Origin of the sequence: Nocardioides sp. R-C-SC26 (assembly GCF_021246465.1) — a bacterium.
Classification (GTDB): Bacteria; Actinomycetota; Actinomycetes; order Propionibacteriales; family Nocardioidaceae; genus Nocardioides.
The window spans coordinates 58167-73897 of record NZ_JAHRHK010000004.1 but is presented as its reverse complement, the minus strand read 5'-3'; the positions used below and the strand labels follow the sequence as shown (position 1 = coordinate 73897).

Here is a 15731-nt window from a genome sequence, read left to right as displayed (position 1 = left end):
GGCAGACGCCTGGCTCACCGGGTGTCGAGACGACCCTCGTTCCTCGGGCCTCCTCAACCACCGTGACGGACCGCTAGCCGAGGAGCGCGCCAGGCCCCCATCGCTCGTGATCCGCCTGTCCGCCACCACCGGCGTACCGGAGGATCTCCGGCGCCTCCCGGCTCACGCGCCAGATCGTTGCGAGATCGCGACCCGCGGACGCCGCGACGAGGGTGGTCAGGCCCCGGAGCCGGGAGTACGTTGCCGAGATCCCTGCCCCATCGATGGAGGTATCCCTGTGATCCGAGCACGACGCGCGCTGGCCCTGACGGGCGTCGCGATCCTGGCCACCGGCCTCGCCGCTTGCGGTGAGAGCTCGCGCGACAAGAGCGACGGGGGAGGCGGCGGTGGATCGGCCAGCGGCTCCTGGACGCTCGGCACGACCGAGGTCATCACCGCGATGGATCCCGCCGGCGCGTACGACGTCGGCTCGTGGAACATGCAGTACAACATCTTCGAGCAGCTGGTCACCATCGAGGCGAACGCCGAGGAGCCGACCGGCGACGCCGCCGAGTCGTGCGAGTACACCGACGCCCAGACAGTCACCTGCACGTTGCGCGAGGGCCTGACCTTCTCCAACGGCAACGAGCTCACCTCCTCGGACGTGAAGTTCTCCTTCGAGCGCAACATCCGTATCGCCGACCCCAACGGCTCCTCGGTGCTTCTCGGCTCGATCAGCAACGGCGACGACGAGAGCCCCGCACTCGCCGAGGGCGCGATCGAGACTCCCGACGACCTCACCGTGGTGTTCAACCTCAACATCCCGGACCAGACCTTCCTGAAGGTGCTCTCGACCGCCACCGGATCGATCGTCGACGAGGAGACCTTCCCGGCCGACAAGCTGATCGGCGACGCTGACGTGATCGGCTCGGGCCCCTACACACTCGCCTCCTACGCCGACGGCGAGCAGGCGACCCTCGAGGCCAACGAGAACTACGACGGCCCCCGCGCGCCGAAGACCAAGACGATCTTCGTCCAGTACTTCAACGACCCGACGCCGTTGCGCACCGCGATCGCCTCCGAGCAGATCGACGTCGCCTGGCGCACCCTGACTCCGACCGACCTCAACTCTCTGGAGGAGGAGGGCAAGGTCGAGGTGCTCGAGGGCGAGGGCTCCGAGTTCCGCTACTGGGTCTGGCAGCTCGGCGCCGGCCCCGGCAAGGACCAGGCGGTGCGTCAGGCCGCCGCGCAGATCATCGACCGCGACGCGATCGCCGCGAACGCCTACGACGGCACCGTCACGCCGTCCTACTCGATCGTGCCGCCGGGGTTCGGGGGCCAGCGCGACTCCTTCGAGGCGCGCTACGGCGACCCGTCGTCCGACGCCGCCGCACAGATCCTTCAGGACGCCGGTATCGCCACCCCGGTGAAGATCACACTCGGCTACACCCCCACCCGTTACGGCACGAACGCCGTCGATGAGGCGACCGAGTTCGAGGAGCAGCTCGAGGCGCAGGGTCTCTTCGACGTCACGCTCGCGGACGCCGAGTGGGAGGAGTACCAGAACCTCTACAAGGAGGGTGCCTACGACCTCCACATGCTCGGCTGGTACCCCGACTTCCTCGATGCCGACAACTACCTCACTCCGTTCGTGCGCGACGGCGGCTTCTTCGCCAACGGCTACTCCAGCGACGAGGTGAACACCCTGCTCGACGCCGAGCTCGGCGAGACCGACACCGCAGCGCGCGAGGAGATCTTCGGCGAGTTGCAGGACATCGTGGCCGAGGACGTGCCGGTGATCCCGTCGTGGAACGGCCGCAACGTCGCCGTCGCCACGGACCAGATGGAGGGCGTGGCCGACACGCTCGACCCGACGTACATCTTCCGGTTCTGGATGATCAGCAAGTCCGAGTGATCCAACCGTCGCGGCGGGGCGGCGTCATGGTCGACGTCGCCCCGCCTGCGGCTGCTCGACGTCCGGGAAGGCGGGGGATATGAGCACGGTGACGGCGTCCGGCTCGCTGCCGCGCTACATCGCGGTCCGGCTGATGCTGGTCATCCCGATGATGTGGGTGCTGCTCACGATGGTCTTCGTGCTGCTCCGCATCGCTCCGGGGGATCCGGTCTCCGCGGCGGTCGGCGACAAGTTGAGCGAGGACGCGCTCGACGCGCGCCGTGCTGCGCTCGGCCTGGACCGGCCCCTCATCGTGCAGTACCTGGACTACCTCGGCGACGTGTGCCGGCTCGACTTCGGCACCACGATCAGCAACGGCAGGCCGGTGCTGGACATCATCGCCAACCAGGGCGGCGCCACGTTGACCCTCACGCTCGGGGCGTTCCTCTTCGCGCTGGTGGTCGGCCTCCCGCTGGGACGGCTCGCCGGTCGACGTCGCGACAGCGCGCTCGACGCGGGGATCCGGATCTTCGGCATCGTCACCTACGCGGCGCCGATCTTCTGGGTCGGGCTCATGCTCGTCCTCTTCGTCGTCAGGTTCGTGCCGAGCTGGCCGACCTACGACATCGCCACCGCCGAGACGAAGTACCTCGTGCCCGACCGCACCGGGATCCTGCTGCTCGACGCGGCGCTGGACAACGACTGGGTCGGCGTCCGCGACGTCCTCCAACACCATGTGCTGCCCTGTTTCACCCTCGGTCTGCTGATCTGCGGCGTGATCATCCGACTCGTCCGGGTCAACGTCATCCAGTCGCTCAAGGGCGACTACGTCGAAGCAGCGCGCGCCCGCGGCATCCCCGAGCGCCGCGTCGTCCGCTTCCACGCCTTCCGCAACGCCCTGGTCCCGGTCGTGACCGTCATCGGTCTCCAGTTCGCCCTCACCCTGTCGGGCGCGATCCTGACCGAGCGCACGTTCAACTGGCCGGGGCTGGGCACCGAGCTCGTCGCCTACGTCACCGCGCGCGACTACGTGGCGGTTCAAGGGCTGGTGACCTTCTTCGCGATCGCCGTGGTGCTGGTGAGCCTGATCGTCGACATCGTCAACGCCCTGATCGACCCGCGAGTGAGGTACTGACATGGCACGCCGAGTGCGCACGCCGCGGGTGTTCCAGACGATCTGGAACACCCAGGGGCTGGCCCGCTACCTGTTCCTGACCGGCGTCCTGATCACCGGCGTCTTCGTCGTCTTCGCGCTGCTCGCTCCGTGGATCGCGCCCTACGACTTCGCGCAGCGCTCGGTCGACGGCGTCCGGTTCCCCAAGCTCGCGGGCGCCTCCGGCGAGCATCTGCTCGGTACCAACGACCAGTTCTACGACATCTTCTCCCGGGTGATCTGGGGAGCCCGGACGGCGTTGCTCGTCGTGGGCCTCTCGATCCTGCTGTCCGCGGTGGTCGGGGTGCCGCTCGGGATCGTGTCGGGCTACACAGGGGGCTGGTTCGACCGGATCACCGTGTTCCTGATGGACGCGCTGTACTCCTTCCCCTCCCTGCTCCTGGCGATCGTGTTCTCGTTCCTGCTGCGCAACGCGATCGGCGGGGGCATCCTTGCCGCCGCGTTGTCGCTCACGGCGATCTACATCCCGCAGTACTTCCGGGTCGTGCGCAACACGACGGTCGCGGCGCGGGAGGCGACCTACGTCGAGGCGGCGCGCGCGATCGGCGCTCCGCCGGTGACCGTGATGCGCAAGTACGTCTTCGGCAACGTGGTGCAGTCGGTGCCGGTGATCGGCACCCTCAACGCCGCCGACGCACTCGGCACGCTTGCTGCGCTCGGGTTCCTGGGCCTGGGCATCCAGCCGACCGAGGCGTCGGAGTGGGGATACGACCTGAGCCGGGCCCTCGACGACGTCTCAGCCGGCGTGTTCGCCCCGGCGTTCTGGCCCGGTCTGGCGATCATCGCGCTGATCACGGGGCTCACCCTGGTCGGCGAGGGCCTGAACGAGACGCTCAACCCGGCGCTACGACGTCGACGGTTGCGTCCCGTCGTCCTCACCCCGCGGGAGGAAGCGTGATGACATCTGTTCCGGGAGATCCGAGCCAGCCACGCGAGGTGGTGCTCGAGGCCGAGGACCTCAGGGTCTGGTACGGCACCGAGCGGGGTCCGGTACGGGCCGTCGACCGCGTCAGCTTCGACGTACGACGCGGGGAGATCCTCGGCCTGGTGGGGGAGTCCGGGTGCGGCAAGTCCACCCTGGGTCGAGGGTTGCTCGGCCTGCTGCCGGACGGCGCCGCGCGCGACGGGGCGCTGCGCTTCGAGGGACAGGACATGCTGTCGATGCGTCCCCGCGACCAGTACGCCATGCGTGGCGCCCGTCTCGGGATGATCTTCCAAGAGCCGCTCACCCGGCTGAACCCGCTGATGCGGGTCAGCGACCACTTCACCGAGACGCTGCGTGCCCACGAGCAGGGACTCTCGGGAGCGGAGGTCGAACGGCGCTCGCTGGAGGCGCTCCGGGTGATGGGCATCCCGCCGACGCGCTACCGCGCCTATCCGCACGAGTTCTCCGGGGGCATGCGGCAGCGGATCATGATCGCGCTGACGTTGGTGCTCCGCCCGGCGTTCGTCGTCGCCGACGAGCCGACCACGGCTCTCGACGTCCTGGTGGAGGCGCAGATCGTGCGCACCCTGCACGACCTGCGTGCCACCTACGAGACGGCGATGCTGCTCATCACCCACAACCTCGGCATCGTCGCGGAGGCGTGCGACCGCGTCGCCGTGATGTACGCCGGGAGGATCGTGGAGATCGGCGAGGCGCGCGAGGTCTTCGCGCGGCCACGCCACTCCTACACCCGCGAGCTCCTGCGCTCCACGATCACCCTGTCCACCGAGGGCCTGGAGTTCATCGGCGGGTCGCCGCCCGACCTCTCCGAGCCGCCGCCGGGCTGCTCGTTCCATCCACGCTGTCCGGATGCGATGCAGATCTGCGCGACCCGGGCGCCGCGTGCCCGGATCACCGATGCCGGCTCGCGTGTGTCGTGCTGGGCGGCCGACATCGCGGACGGCGCCCCGGTCGCTGCCGATCTCTCGGCGGAAGACCGGTCGCCCCTGACGACCGAGGAGGTGCTGGTCGCCGATGAGGCCTGATCAGGATCCCGTCATCGAGGTCGAGGATCTCGCCGTCCACTATCGCCTCCAGGGCGGTGCGCTCGCCCGGCTGCTCGGGCTGGAGACCCGCACCGTGAAGGCGCTCGACGGCGTGAGCCTCCAGCTCGGACGGGGCGAGGTGCTCGGTGTCGTGGGGGAGTCCGGCAGCGGGAAGTCGACGCTGGGCCGCGCGATGCTCGGGCTCGCGCCCGCTACCGCGGGATCGATCCGCTATCGCGGGCACGACGACGCCGAGGCGCAGCTCGTCTCGGCGATGAGCCCTCGCGCACTCCGCGGCCTCCGCACCGACGTCCAGATGGTCTTCCAGGATCCGGGCGCCGCGCTGAACCCGTCGATGACCATCGAGCGCGCGGTCGGCGACCCACTCGTCGTGCACGGTCTCGCGTCGGGCGCGGAGCTTCGGCGCCGCGTTCACGAGGCTCTGGAGCGCGTCGGCCTCAGTCCGGTGGAGCGGTTCGCCTCGAAGCTGCCCGCTGACCTGTCGGGCGGTCAGAAGCAGCGGGCTGTGATCGCCCGGGCGATCATCATGGGACCGCAGGTGCTGGTCGCCGACGAGCCGATCTCGATGCTCGACATGAGCGTCCGCGCCAAGATCCTCCAGCTGATGCTCGACCTCAAGAGCGATCTCGGGCTGACCTACCTCTACATCACGCACGACCTCGCGAGCGCGAAGTACTTCTGCGACCGGATCGCGATCATGTATCTGGGCCGGGTCGTCGAGATCGGTCCGACCGCGGAGATCTTCGCTGCGCCTCGCCATCCCTACACGCAGGCGTTGCTCGCCGCCGTCCCCGACCCGGATCCGACGCGGATGTTGCCTCGGGACCTGCCGCGCGGCGAGGTCCCCGACGCAGCCGAACCGCCGTCGGGATGCGCATTCCACCCACGCTGCCCCGCTGCGTTCGCCCCCTGTGGGTGGGAGGCCCGCGACCTGCGTGATCAGCTCGAGCGCTACTGGGCCGGTTCCGGCCTCGCGGACTACGAATCCGACGCGCGCGTCGTCGGCGACCTCGGTGCGGTCGGTACCCACCGTGACGGGGGCTTGCGCATCTCGACCCGCGATCCGGATGCTGCGGCCGCGCTGCTCGATCGTGCGCGGGCCGCCGATGTGACGGATCCCTTCTGGCGTGGAGTCACGGGCTGGCGCACCGAGTCGGACGGCGTCAGGATCGACCTGGCGCCGGGCCAGGAGCCTCGCCTCCGCGTCGCACCGGGTGGCGAGGGCAGGGTCGAGGTGGCGTGCCACCTCCACGACCCGTCCGTCTCCCACGCAGACACCCCGGGGCCGTGAGTCGCGACGGGCGGTACTAGTACCAACGGACAACTTCCTGAGGCTTTCCTGAGACCTCGATACTGGTCCTACGCGGAGATGCGGCAGTCTCCGTGGCTAGTAGGAAGCAGGTCCACATGTCATCCCGTCGCGGGCTCATCGCCACACTCGGCATCACGCTGGGTGCAGCGGCGCTCGTCTCCCTCCCTGCGGGGGTTGCGAGTGGCGATGATCCCGGACGGGATGACTGTGCCCGCACCTCGGACTTCCGCCTGCGTATCTTCGAGGCGTCGAACAACAACTCCCGCCTCACGGTCGTCGGCGTCGTCTGGAGCGACGACAACGACGTGTGGGAATGGCGGATGAAGCATGACGGCGATGTCTCCGCCGAGGGCAAGCTCCGGGCCAAGGACGCCGACCGGTCCCTGCGTATCGAGCGATCGATGATCAATCTGCCAGGCCCCGATACCATCCTCTTCATGGCCAAGAACACCGCGACGGGCGAGGTCTGTCGCACGGAGCGGCAGTTCTGAGGGCGCTCGTCGCGAATCCGGTCGCCCGTTTCCTGGCGATCGGCGCGCTCACGCTGCTCGCCCTGAGCATCGGCACCGGTGTCGTGGCGCGTCAGGCGGCCGACCGTGAGGCTCGGGCCGAGGCGCGCTCGATCAACGAGGTGCTCGCCGAGTCGGTGGTCGCACCGGCCGTGAGGGCCGACTTCGTCGACGGCAACACCGGCGCGCTGGACCGGTTCGACCGTGCGGTGAAGTACCGGCTCGAGGTCGGGTCGGTCACGCACGTCAATATCTGGGGCCGCGGCGGCAAGTTGATCTACACCACCGCCTCCGGTGAGGCGCGGGAACGACTCCGTCTCGGAGTCAAGCTTCCGTTGACCGGTGCGCAGCAGCGCGTGCTGCGCGACGGCGGTACCGGCGAGGTCGTCCTCGGCGACGACGTCCCCTTCGCGAAGAACCCGACCGGCGCGGCGTCGGGCACGGTGCAGATCTTCACGAAGCTGATCGCCCGCAACGGCACCCCGCTGCTTTTCGAGGCCTTCTACTCCCTCGACGACCTCGAGCAGCGACGCCAGCAGATCTACCAACCGTTCCGATGGATCACCCTCTCCGCGCTGGCGCTGCTGCTCATCCTGGTCACGCCCATCATCTGGGTCCTCACCCGCGACGTCCGCCGAGCCGGCGACGAGCGCGAGCGTCTGCTCCAGACGGGCCTCGACGCCTCCGACGCCGAGAGGCGGCGCATCGCCCGAGACCTGCACGACGGCGTCGTCCAGGATCTCGCCGGCACGTCCTTCCACCTCGCGGGTCTGGCACGCGACGACTCCGTCGCTCCTCAGGTGCGTGCGCAGATGACCGCCGCCAACGACTCCCTGCGCGACTCGCTCAAGGGCCTGCGCGCGCTGCTCGCCGAGATCCATCCGCCCGAGATCCAGGCTGACGGGCTCGGGGCCGCGCTGGGCGACCTGATCGCACCCGCCGCCGCCGTCGGCGTGTCCGCATCGGTCAGCGTCATCGGCGCCGACGGCGCCTCGGACGAGATCGCCTCGCTCGTGCTCCGCGTCGCGCAGGAGGCCGTCCGCAACGCTCTCCGCCACGCCCAGGCCTCCACGTTGGCGGTCACGGTGCGCAGCGATGGGAGGATCCTCACGCTCGAGGTCGTCGACGACGGCGTCGGGTTCACCCCCACGGCTCCGCGCTCGGCCGAGCACTACGGGCTGAAGGGGATGAGCAGCCTCGTGCGCGACCGTGGCGGCGAGTTGACCGTGACATCGGCGCCGGGAGAGGGCACCGAGGTGAGACTGGAAGTGGAGCAGGATGACTGAGGAGTCGACGTCGGGGTCCGCAAGCGCGGCGATGCCGATCCGCGTGGTCCTGGTGGACGATCACGCCGTCATCCGCGCGGGTATGGGCCAGCTGCTGCGGGCCGTCGGCGACATCGAGGTCGTCGGTGAGGCCGCCGACGGCGCCCAGGCCGTCGACGTCGCGCGCACCACCCGCCCCGACGTCGTGCTGATGGATCTCCAGATGCCCGGCGTCGACGGCGTCTCCGCGACGCGGCAGATCGTCGCCGAGGGGCTCGCAGATGTGCTGGTGTTGACCTCCTTCTCCGACAGCGAGCGGATCTTCGGCGCGCTGGAGGCGGGCGCGGTCGGCTACCTGCTCAAGGACGCCGACCCCGACGACGTGCTGAACGGGATTCGTGCCGTGCACCGCGGAGAGTCCCCCATCCACCCCCGTGCGGCGCGCACGCTGATCGGGCCGCGGAGCAGCACCACGACCGTCCAGCTGACAGCGCGCGAGACCGAGATCCTGACCCTGGTGAAGGACGGTCTCACCAATCGTCTGATCGCGCGGCGCCTCAACATCAGCGAGCGCACCGTGAAGGCGCACCTGACGTCGGCCTTCGCCAGGATCGGCGTCTCCGACCGCACCCAGGCCGCGATCTGGGCTGAGCGCAACGGCCTGTGAGCTCCCGAGCCTGATCTATCCGGACTGCTGCTGGGGACGCGCAGACTCCTCGGTCCGCTCGGGCAGCGGTGGTGGTGTGCCACCCCACTCCGGACACAGCGCCTGGTGCGCGCACCAACCGCAGAGCGGACCCCGCCGCGGCTGCCACGCACCGGAGTCGCGGGCGGTCTCGATGGCCTGCCAGATCGCATGCGCCTTGCGCTCGGTCGCGCGCAGGTCCTGCTCGTCGGGGGAGTAGCGCAGCACCTCGCCACTGCCCAGATAGACGATCTGGAGCATCGCGGGGATCACGCCGTGCAGGCGCCACCACACGAGTGCGTAGAACTTGAGCTGGAAGAGCGCCTTCGCTTCGAACCCCTCGCCGGGAGCGCGGCCGGTCTTGTAGTCGACGACGCGCACAGCACCGTCGGGCGCCACGTCGACGCGATCGACGATGCCGCGCAGGAGCAGGCCGGACTCGAGCAGCGTCTCGACGTACAGCTCGCGGCCCGCGGGCTCGAGTCGGCGGGGATCTTCCAAGGAGAAGTACCGCGCGAGCACGCGATGGCACGACGTCAACCACGCCTGCTCGGCATCGGCGGCCACGGCCTCGTCCGACCCGAACATGGAGACGACGTCCGGCTCGGCTGCCCGCAGCTCCTCCCACGCGGGTTCGATCATCGCCGCGGCCCTGTCGGCGTCGCGGTCGTCCGCAGGCAGGTCGTAGAGCAGTTCCAACACCCGGTGGACGACCGTGCCGCGCACGGCGTCGCGCGACCAGGGCTCGGGCAGGCGGTCGACACTGCGGAACCGGTAGAGCAGCGGACACGCCAGGAAGTCGCCGGCGCGACTCGGGGACAGCGCCGCCAGGACGCGCTCGCCGTCGATCTCGCTGCGCTCGGGTGTGCGCTCGGGGGCGATCGGGGCGGGGGACGACATGGGGAGGACACTACGGAGCGCCACCGACAACGTTCCCAGAGCACCGCCCGACGTCCTTGCCAGGAGCGCAGGTCGCTGGTGCGGCCAGCGCCCGAGGCGACGAGGGTCGAGCACGGTTGTCCCCGTCCGACACCTCGCACACGGGCAGCCGGGACGGGATAGCGTGCGCCCGTGCCTGCGGATTCCTCTGAGTACCCGTCTCCCGAGCCGACGAGCGAGCCCCGGAGCGAGGACGTCGCCCCGCAGGCCTGGTCCGGGGTGCATCGCGGCCCGCTGCGCGTGGGTGAGTGGGTCCGCCTGACCGACGCGAAGGGTCGTCGCCACAACTTCTGCCTCGAGGCCGGCAAGCGGTTCTTCTCCAGCCGGGGTCACCTGGAGCACGACGACCTCATCGGGCGGGAGGAGGGCTTCACGGTCACCTCGTCCGCCGGCGGCGAGTACCTGGTCTTCCGGCCCCTGCTGTCGGAGTTCGTCGTCTCGATGCCCCGCGGCGCTGCCGTCGTCTACCCCAAGGACGCCGCGCAGATCGTTGCGCTGGCCGACATCTTCCCGGGCGCGGACGTCGTCGAGGCGGGCGTGGGCTCGGGGGCGCTGACCTGCTCGCTGCTGCGAGCGGTGGGACCGTTCGGACGGGTGATGTCGTTCGAGCGGCGCGAGGAGTTCGCGGATGTCGCTCGCCGCAACGTCTCCCAGTTCTTCGGCGCGCCTGACGGCGAGACGCACCCGGCATGGTCCTTGACGCTCGGGGACCTCGCCGAGGCGCTGCCGGCCTCGGGCGAACGGTGCGACCGGATCATCCTCGACATGCTCGCACCGTGGGAGTGCCTGGATGCCGCGGCAGACGCTCTGCGTCCCGGGGGGATCGTGTGTGCCTACGTGGCGACGACGACCCAGCTCTCCCGCTTCGTCGAGACGGTCCGCGTGCACGGTGGCTTCACCGAGCCCTCGCCGTGGGAGTCGCTGGTGCGGGACTGGCACGTCGAAGGTCTCGCCGTCCGCCCTGGGCACAAGATGATCGGCCACACGGCCTTCTTGGTCACGGCTCGACGGATGGCGCCGGGGCAGCGGCCGCCGTTGAAGAAGCGCCGTCCGGCCCCGGGTGCCTACGGACCGGACTACACCGGCCCCCGCCCACCGGGCGTTCCCGTCGAGGCACCCGGCGACGCCGACCCCGCACCGGTCGTCGACCATGACCGGACCGGGGACTGATCAGCACCCTGATCCGGCCGGTGACGAAAACGTGACCGACACCTGACCTGGATGCACCGTCTCCCCGCCGATGGCAGGGGTAGGGTCGTCAAGACAGGAGGTGCACCGAATGTCGAACATGAACACCGGTCCGGGCGCCGGCTCCCACGGGTGGGACGCCGAGGAGCTGATAGCGCAGGTTCGCTTCCTGGAGGGCGAGGTCGTCGACCTCCGCCGCCGACTGGCCGAGTCGCCGGCCGGCACGGGATCCCGGGGGCTCGAGTTGCGTCTCGCCGACGCGCAGCGGTCACTGGCCGCCGTGTCGTCGCAGAACGAGCGACTGGCCAGCACGCTGCGTGAGGCTCGCGATCAGATCACCAAGCTGAAGGAGGAGGTCGATCGGCTCGCCCAACCGCCGGCGGGCTTCGGGACCTTCCTGCACCGCAACGACGACGACACCGTCGACGTGTTCACCGGTGGCCGCAAGCTGCGCGTCAGCGTCAGCCCCGCCGTCGAGCTCGACGAGCTGAAGCGTGGCCAGGAGGTCATGCTCAACGAGGCTCTCAACGTCGTTGCCGCGCTCGAGTTCGAGAGTGTCGGCGAGGTCGTGATGTTCAAGGAGCTGCTCGCCGACGGCGACCGCGTCCTGGTGATCGCCAACGCCGACGAGGAGCGGGTCGTACGGCTCGCTCAGCCGTTGCGCGAGATCACCCTGCGGGCCGGCGACTCGCTGTTGCTCGACTCACGATCGGGCTACGTCTACGAGGTTGTGCCGAAGTCCGAGGTCGAGGAGCTCGTCCTCGAAGAGGTCCCCGACATCGCCTACGAGTCGATCGGCGGCCTGGGCAACCAGATCGAGATGATCCAGGACGCCGTGGAGCTCCCGTACCTGCACCCCGAGCTGTTCGCCGAGCACGAGTTGAAGCCGCCCAAGGGCATCCTCCTGTACGGCCCGCCGGGGTGCGGGAAGACGCTGATCGCCAAGGCCGTCGCGAACTCCCTGGCCAAGAAGGTCGCCGCGAAGACCGGGGCCGAGGGGAAGTCCTACTTCCTCAACATCAAAGGCCCCGAGCTGCTCAACAAGTACGTCGGTGAGACCGAGCGGCACATCCGCCTGGTGTTCCAGCGCGCTCGCGAGAAGGCGTCGCAGGGCACACCGGTCATCGTGTTCTTCGACGAGATGGACTCGTTGTTCCGCACCCGTGGATCCGGCGTCTCCTCCGACGTCGAGAACACGATCGTGCCGCAGCTGCTCAGCGAGATCGACGGCGTCGAGACGCTGGAGAACGTGCTGGTCATCGGCGCCTCGAACCGCGAGGACATGATCGACCCCGCGATCCTGCGTCCCGGCCGGCTGGACGTGAAGATCAAGATCGAGCGTCCGGACGCGGAGTCGGCGCGCGACATCTTCAGCAAGTACCTGACCTCCTCGCTGCCGCTGCACGGTCACGACGTCGCCGAGTTCGGCGGCAACCGCGACGCATGCGCGGCCGGGATGATCCAGGCCACCGTCGAGCGGATGTACTCCGAGACCGAGGAGAACCGCTTCCTCGAGGTCACCTACGCCAACGGCGACAAGGAGGTCCTCTACTTCAAGGACTTCAACTCCGGCGCGATGATCCAGAACATCGTCGACCGGGCGAAGAAGATGGCGATCAAGGACTACTTGAACTCCGGTCTCGACGACGCGCAGAAGGGCCTGCGGGTCTCGCACCTGATGCAGGCGTGTGTCGATGAGTTCAAGGAGAACGAGGATCTCCCCAACACCACCAACCCCGACGACTGGGCGCGCATCTCGGGCAAGAAGGGCGAGCGGATCGTGTTCATCCGCACCCTCATCACGGGCAAGCAGGGCACCGAGCCCGGCCGCTCGATCGACACCGTCGCGAACACAGGGCAATACCTCTGACATCGGGCCGTGGTCGCGCCGGGCGATGTGCTCGGTTCGACCACGGCTGCTCGGCCTCACCATCCAGGGGTGTGGTGGAGCACCGCGTGCGTCGCGATCATCTGGACATGCTGAAGTTCCTGATCGCGATCCTGGTCATCCTCGCCATCATCTACGTCGCCCAGATGCTGCTGAAGCGCCGCTGAATCGTCGACGCGCCGGCGGGGTGCGGCCGGGCCGTAGGCTCAGGTCATGAGCGTGCGCCGGGTGATGGGGACCGAGGTCGAGTACGGCATCTCGGTGGTGGGGCAGCCCGGCGCGAACCCCATGGTCGCCTCCTCCCAGGTCGTCAACGCCTACGCCTCCGCGACGGTACGAGACCGGCGTGCACGCTGGGACTTCGAGGAGGAGTCGCCGCTGCGTGATGCGCGCGGCTTCGACATGTCACGCCAGGTGGCCGACCCCTCGCAACTCACCGACGAGGACCTCGGTCTCGCGAACGTCATCCTCACCAACGGAGCGAGGCTCTACGTCGACCACGCTCATCCGGAGTACTCCACGCCGGAGGTGACCACCCCGCTGGACATCGTGCGGTGGGACAAGGCCGGGGAGCAGGTCATGCACGACGCCGCGCGGTGGGCGGCGCAGTTGCCGACGGCGCCGCAGATCGTGCTGTACAAGAACAACACCGACAACAAGGGCGCTTCCTACGGGGCGCACGAGAACTACCTCATGCGGCGTTCGACCCCGTTCGCCGACATCGTCCGTCACCTCACCCCGTTCTTCGTCAGCCGCCAGGTGATCTGCGGGGCGGGTCGGGTCGGTCGAGGGCAGGACGGACGGGGCGAGGGGTACCAGATCAGTCAGCGCGCCGACTTCTTCGAGGTCGAGGTCGGACTGGAGACGACGCTCAAGCGGCCGATCATCAACACGAGGGACGAGCCGCACGCCGACCCGGAGAAGCACCGACGGCTGCACGTGATCATCGGCGACGCGAACATGTCCGAGATCTCCACCTACCTCAAGATCGGCACCACGGCGCTCGTGCTCGCGATGATCGAAGAGCGCTTCATCGCTGCCGACCTCAGCGTGGACGGGCCGGTCGCCGCCCTGCGCGCGGTCTCCCACGACCCCACGCTCCGAGAGCTCATCACGCTCGCCGATGGTCGTACGCTCACCGCCGTCCAGCTGCAGCTGGAGTACCTGGACCTGGCGCGCAAGTTCGTGGAGGACCGCTACGGCTCCGACGTCGACCCGCAGACGGCCGACGTCCTGGCGCGCTGGGAGTCGGTGCTCACGCGACTCGAGCAGGATCCGTTCAGCTGCGCCCGGGAGCTCGACTGGGTCGCCAAGCTCAAGCTGCTCGAGCAGTACCGCAGTCGCGACGGCCTGGCCTGGGACGACGCCAAGTTGCAGGCCATCGACTACCAGTACACCGACATCAGGCCCGAGAAGGGCCTCTACCACCGCCTGCTGGCCGCGGGTCGGATGGATCGCCTCCTCGACGACGCCCAGATCGAGGAGGCCATGCACGAGCCGCCGGAGGACACCCGGGCGTTCTTCCGAGGGCGCTGCCTGGAGCGGTTCCCGGAGGCGATCGCGGCGGCGTCCTGGGACTCGGTGATCTTCGACCTCCCCGGCCGCGAGTCGCTCCAGCGCGTGCCGACGATCGATCCGCTGCGCGGGACTCGAGCCCACGTCGGTGACCTGATCGACCGGTCGGACACCGCCGCGGCGCTCGTGGCAGCGCTGACCGGCTGATGACGCAGGCGAAGCCGCCGAGAGTCGCTTCGCCGGACCGCCTGTCGTCCACCACCGAGGTCGTGGTCACCGGATAGGGTCGAACCATGGCCCAGGAGCAGAAGCAGCCGCGGAAGTCCTCAGAGACTGAGGAGGTCACCGAGGTCGCGCCGGAGACCGATGTCGCCGAGCGCAAGGAAGCCCTCGACGCCGAGGTCGACGACATCCTCGACGAGATCGACGAGGTGCTGGAGTCCAACGCCGAGGACTTCGTGAAGTCGTTCATCCAGAAGGGCGGTCAGTGACGCCGGTGAGCGCTCAGAACGATCCCCGACTGCCCGCTGCCTACCTGCAGCCCGGCACGTCGTCCTTCGCGGACTTCCTCGCCGCGCAGGCCCCCGACCTGCTGCCGGGACGCCGGGTCCTCCCCGAGACACCGATGGGGGCGGGCGCGCTGGCGCCGCACGCCACCACGATCGTCGCGGCCACGTTCCCCGGTGGTGTCGTGATGGCCGGTGACCGCCGGGCCACGATGGGCAACATCATCGCCCAGCGCGACATCGAGAAGGTCTTCCCCGCGGATGAGTTCTCCGCCGTCGGTATCGCCGGCACCGCCGGTCTCGCCGTCGAGATGGTGCGACTGTTCCAGACCGAGCTCGAGCACTACGAGAAGATCGAGGGCAGCACGCTCTCGATGGACGGCAAGGCCAACCGGCTCGCCGCGCTCATCCGCGGCAACCTGCCGATGGCGATGCAGGGACTCTCCGTGGTGCCGCTGTTCGCGGGATACGACCTGCGCGCCGACCAGGGCCGGATCTTCAGTTACGACGTCACTGGTGGCCGCTACGAGGAGACCGCCTTCCATTCGGTGGGCTCGGGATCGCTCTTCGCGCGAGGGGCGTTGAAGAAGCTCTACCGCGAGGACCTGTCCGCCGAACACTGCGTCGAGGTCGTGATCCAGGCGCTCTACGACGCGGCCGACGACGATTCCGCGACCGGCGGCCCCGACCTGACTCGCCGGATCTTTCCCGTCGTCCACGTGATCACCGCCGACGGCGGCGCCCGGTTGCCGGAGTCCGAGGTGGCTGCGATCGCCGACCGGGTGATCTCAGGTCGGATGCGACGGCCTGACGGACCGGCAGCGCCCGTCGAAGGAGACACCGCATGAGCACCCCACGACCTTCTTCGCCTCCTCCGCTTCGCTC

The 15731-nt window shown here is 69.2% G+C and carries 14 protein-coding genes; 13 read left to right on the top strand and 1 reads right to left on the bottom strand.

Annotated features, from left to right (window positions below; translation table 11 throughout):
* Positions 1–277: 277 nt before the first annotated feature.
* The 8 genes from KSO97_RS05075 to KSO97_RS05040 all read left to right on the top strand — a co-directional run bounded on the left by KSO97_RS05075 (position 278) and on the right by KSO97_RS05040 (position 8792).
* A complete protein-coding gene (locus KSO97_RS05075; protein ID WP_232676897.1) occupies positions 278–1894 on the top strand; it encodes an ABC transporter substrate-binding protein in 1617 nt (538 codons plus the stop codon).
* A 79-nt stretch (positions 1895–1973) separates the two neighbouring features.
* Positions 1974–3008, top strand: a complete 1035-nt coding sequence (locus KSO97_RS05070) for an ABC transporter permease (RefSeq protein WP_232676896.1) — start codon at positions 1974–1976, stop codon at positions 3006–3008.
* 1 nt (position 3009) lies between these two features.
* Positions 3010–3945, top strand: coding sequence for an ABC transporter permease (locus tag KSO97_RS05065; protein WP_232676895.1), 936 nt, complete (start codon positions 3010–3012; stop codon positions 3943–3945).
* Positions 3945–5018 (top strand): ABC transporter ATP-binding protein, encoded by a 1074-nt coding sequence (locus KSO97_RS05060; RefSeq protein WP_232676894.1) that lies wholly within the window; start codon positions 3945–3947, stop codon positions 5016–5018. The genes KSO97_RS05065 and KSO97_RS05060 overlap by 1 nt, the downstream gene beginning before the upstream one ends.
* Positions 5008–6330: an ABC transporter ATP-binding protein gene (locus KSO97_RS05055; RefSeq protein WP_232676893.1), complete on the top strand. Its 1323-nt coding sequence runs from the start codon at positions 5008–5010 to the stop codon at positions 6328–6330. Before KSO97_RS05060 ends, KSO97_RS05055 begins: the two co-directional genes overlap by 11 nt.
* 116 nt (positions 6331–6446) lie before the next feature.
* Positions 6447–6842, top strand: a complete 396-nt coding sequence (locus tag KSO97_RS05050) for a hypothetical protein (RefSeq protein ID WP_232676892.1) — start codon at positions 6447–6449, stop codon at positions 6840–6842.
* An 83-nt stretch (positions 6843–6925) separates the two neighbouring features.
* The gene (locus tag KSO97_RS05045; protein WP_232676891.1) at positions 6926–8146 is read left to right on the top strand and encodes a sensor histidine kinase; all 1221 of its coding nucleotides are present in this window, start codon (positions 6926–6928) and stop codon (positions 8144–8146) included.
* Entirely contained in the window at positions 8139–8792 is a 654-nt protein-coding gene (locus KSO97_RS05040) for a response regulator transcription factor (protein WP_232676890.1), read from the top strand. Before KSO97_RS05045 ends, KSO97_RS05040 begins: the two co-directional genes overlap by 8 nt.
* A 15-nt stretch (positions 8793–8807) precedes the next feature.
* Here KSO97_RS05040 and KSO97_RS05035 read toward each other — a convergent pair whose 3' ends face one another.
* Complete coding sequence (locus KSO97_RS05035) at positions 8808–9710, bottom strand: PD-(D/E)XK nuclease family protein (RefSeq protein ID WP_232676888.1); 903 nt, start codon at positions 9708–9710, stop codon at positions 8808–8810.
* A 258-nt stretch (positions 9711–9968) separates the two neighbouring features.
* Here KSO97_RS05035 and KSO97_RS05030 point away from each other — a divergent pair, with 258 nt between their 5' ends.
* The 5 genes from KSO97_RS05030 to prcB all read left to right on the top strand — a co-directional run bounded on the left by KSO97_RS05030 (position 9969) and on the right by prcB (position 15694).
* Positions 9969–10919 carry a tRNA (adenine-N1)-methyltransferase gene (locus tag KSO97_RS05030; protein ID WP_232677121.1) on the top strand — a complete coding sequence of 317 codons (951 nt, stop codon included), beginning with the start codon at positions 9969–9971 and terminating at the stop codon, positions 10917–10919.
* 109 nt (positions 10920–11028) lie between these two features.
* Positions 11029–12807, top strand: coding sequence for a proteasome ATPase (gene arc, locus KSO97_RS05025; protein ID WP_374198458.1), 1779 nt, complete (start codon positions 11029–11031; stop codon positions 12805–12807).
* A 231-nt stretch (positions 12808–13038) separates the two neighbouring features.
* Positions 13039–14547, top strand: a complete 1509-nt coding sequence (gene dop, locus KSO97_RS05020) for a depupylase/deamidase Dop (RefSeq protein ID WP_269782011.1) — start codon at positions 13039–13041, stop codon at positions 14545–14547.
* 86 nt (positions 14548–14633) lie between these two features.
* The gene (locus tag KSO97_RS05015) at positions 14634–14831 is read left to right on the top strand and encodes a ubiquitin-like protein Pup (RefSeq protein ID WP_232676886.1); all 198 of its coding nucleotides are present in this window, start codon (positions 14634–14636) and stop codon (positions 14829–14831) included.
* A gap of 5 nt (positions 14832–14836) precedes the next feature.
* Positions 14837–15694: a proteasome subunit beta gene (gene prcB / locus KSO97_RS05010; protein WP_232676885.1), complete on the top strand. Its 858-nt coding sequence runs from the start codon at positions 14837–14839 to the stop codon at positions 15692–15694.
* Positions 15695–15731 lie beyond the last annotated feature (37 nt).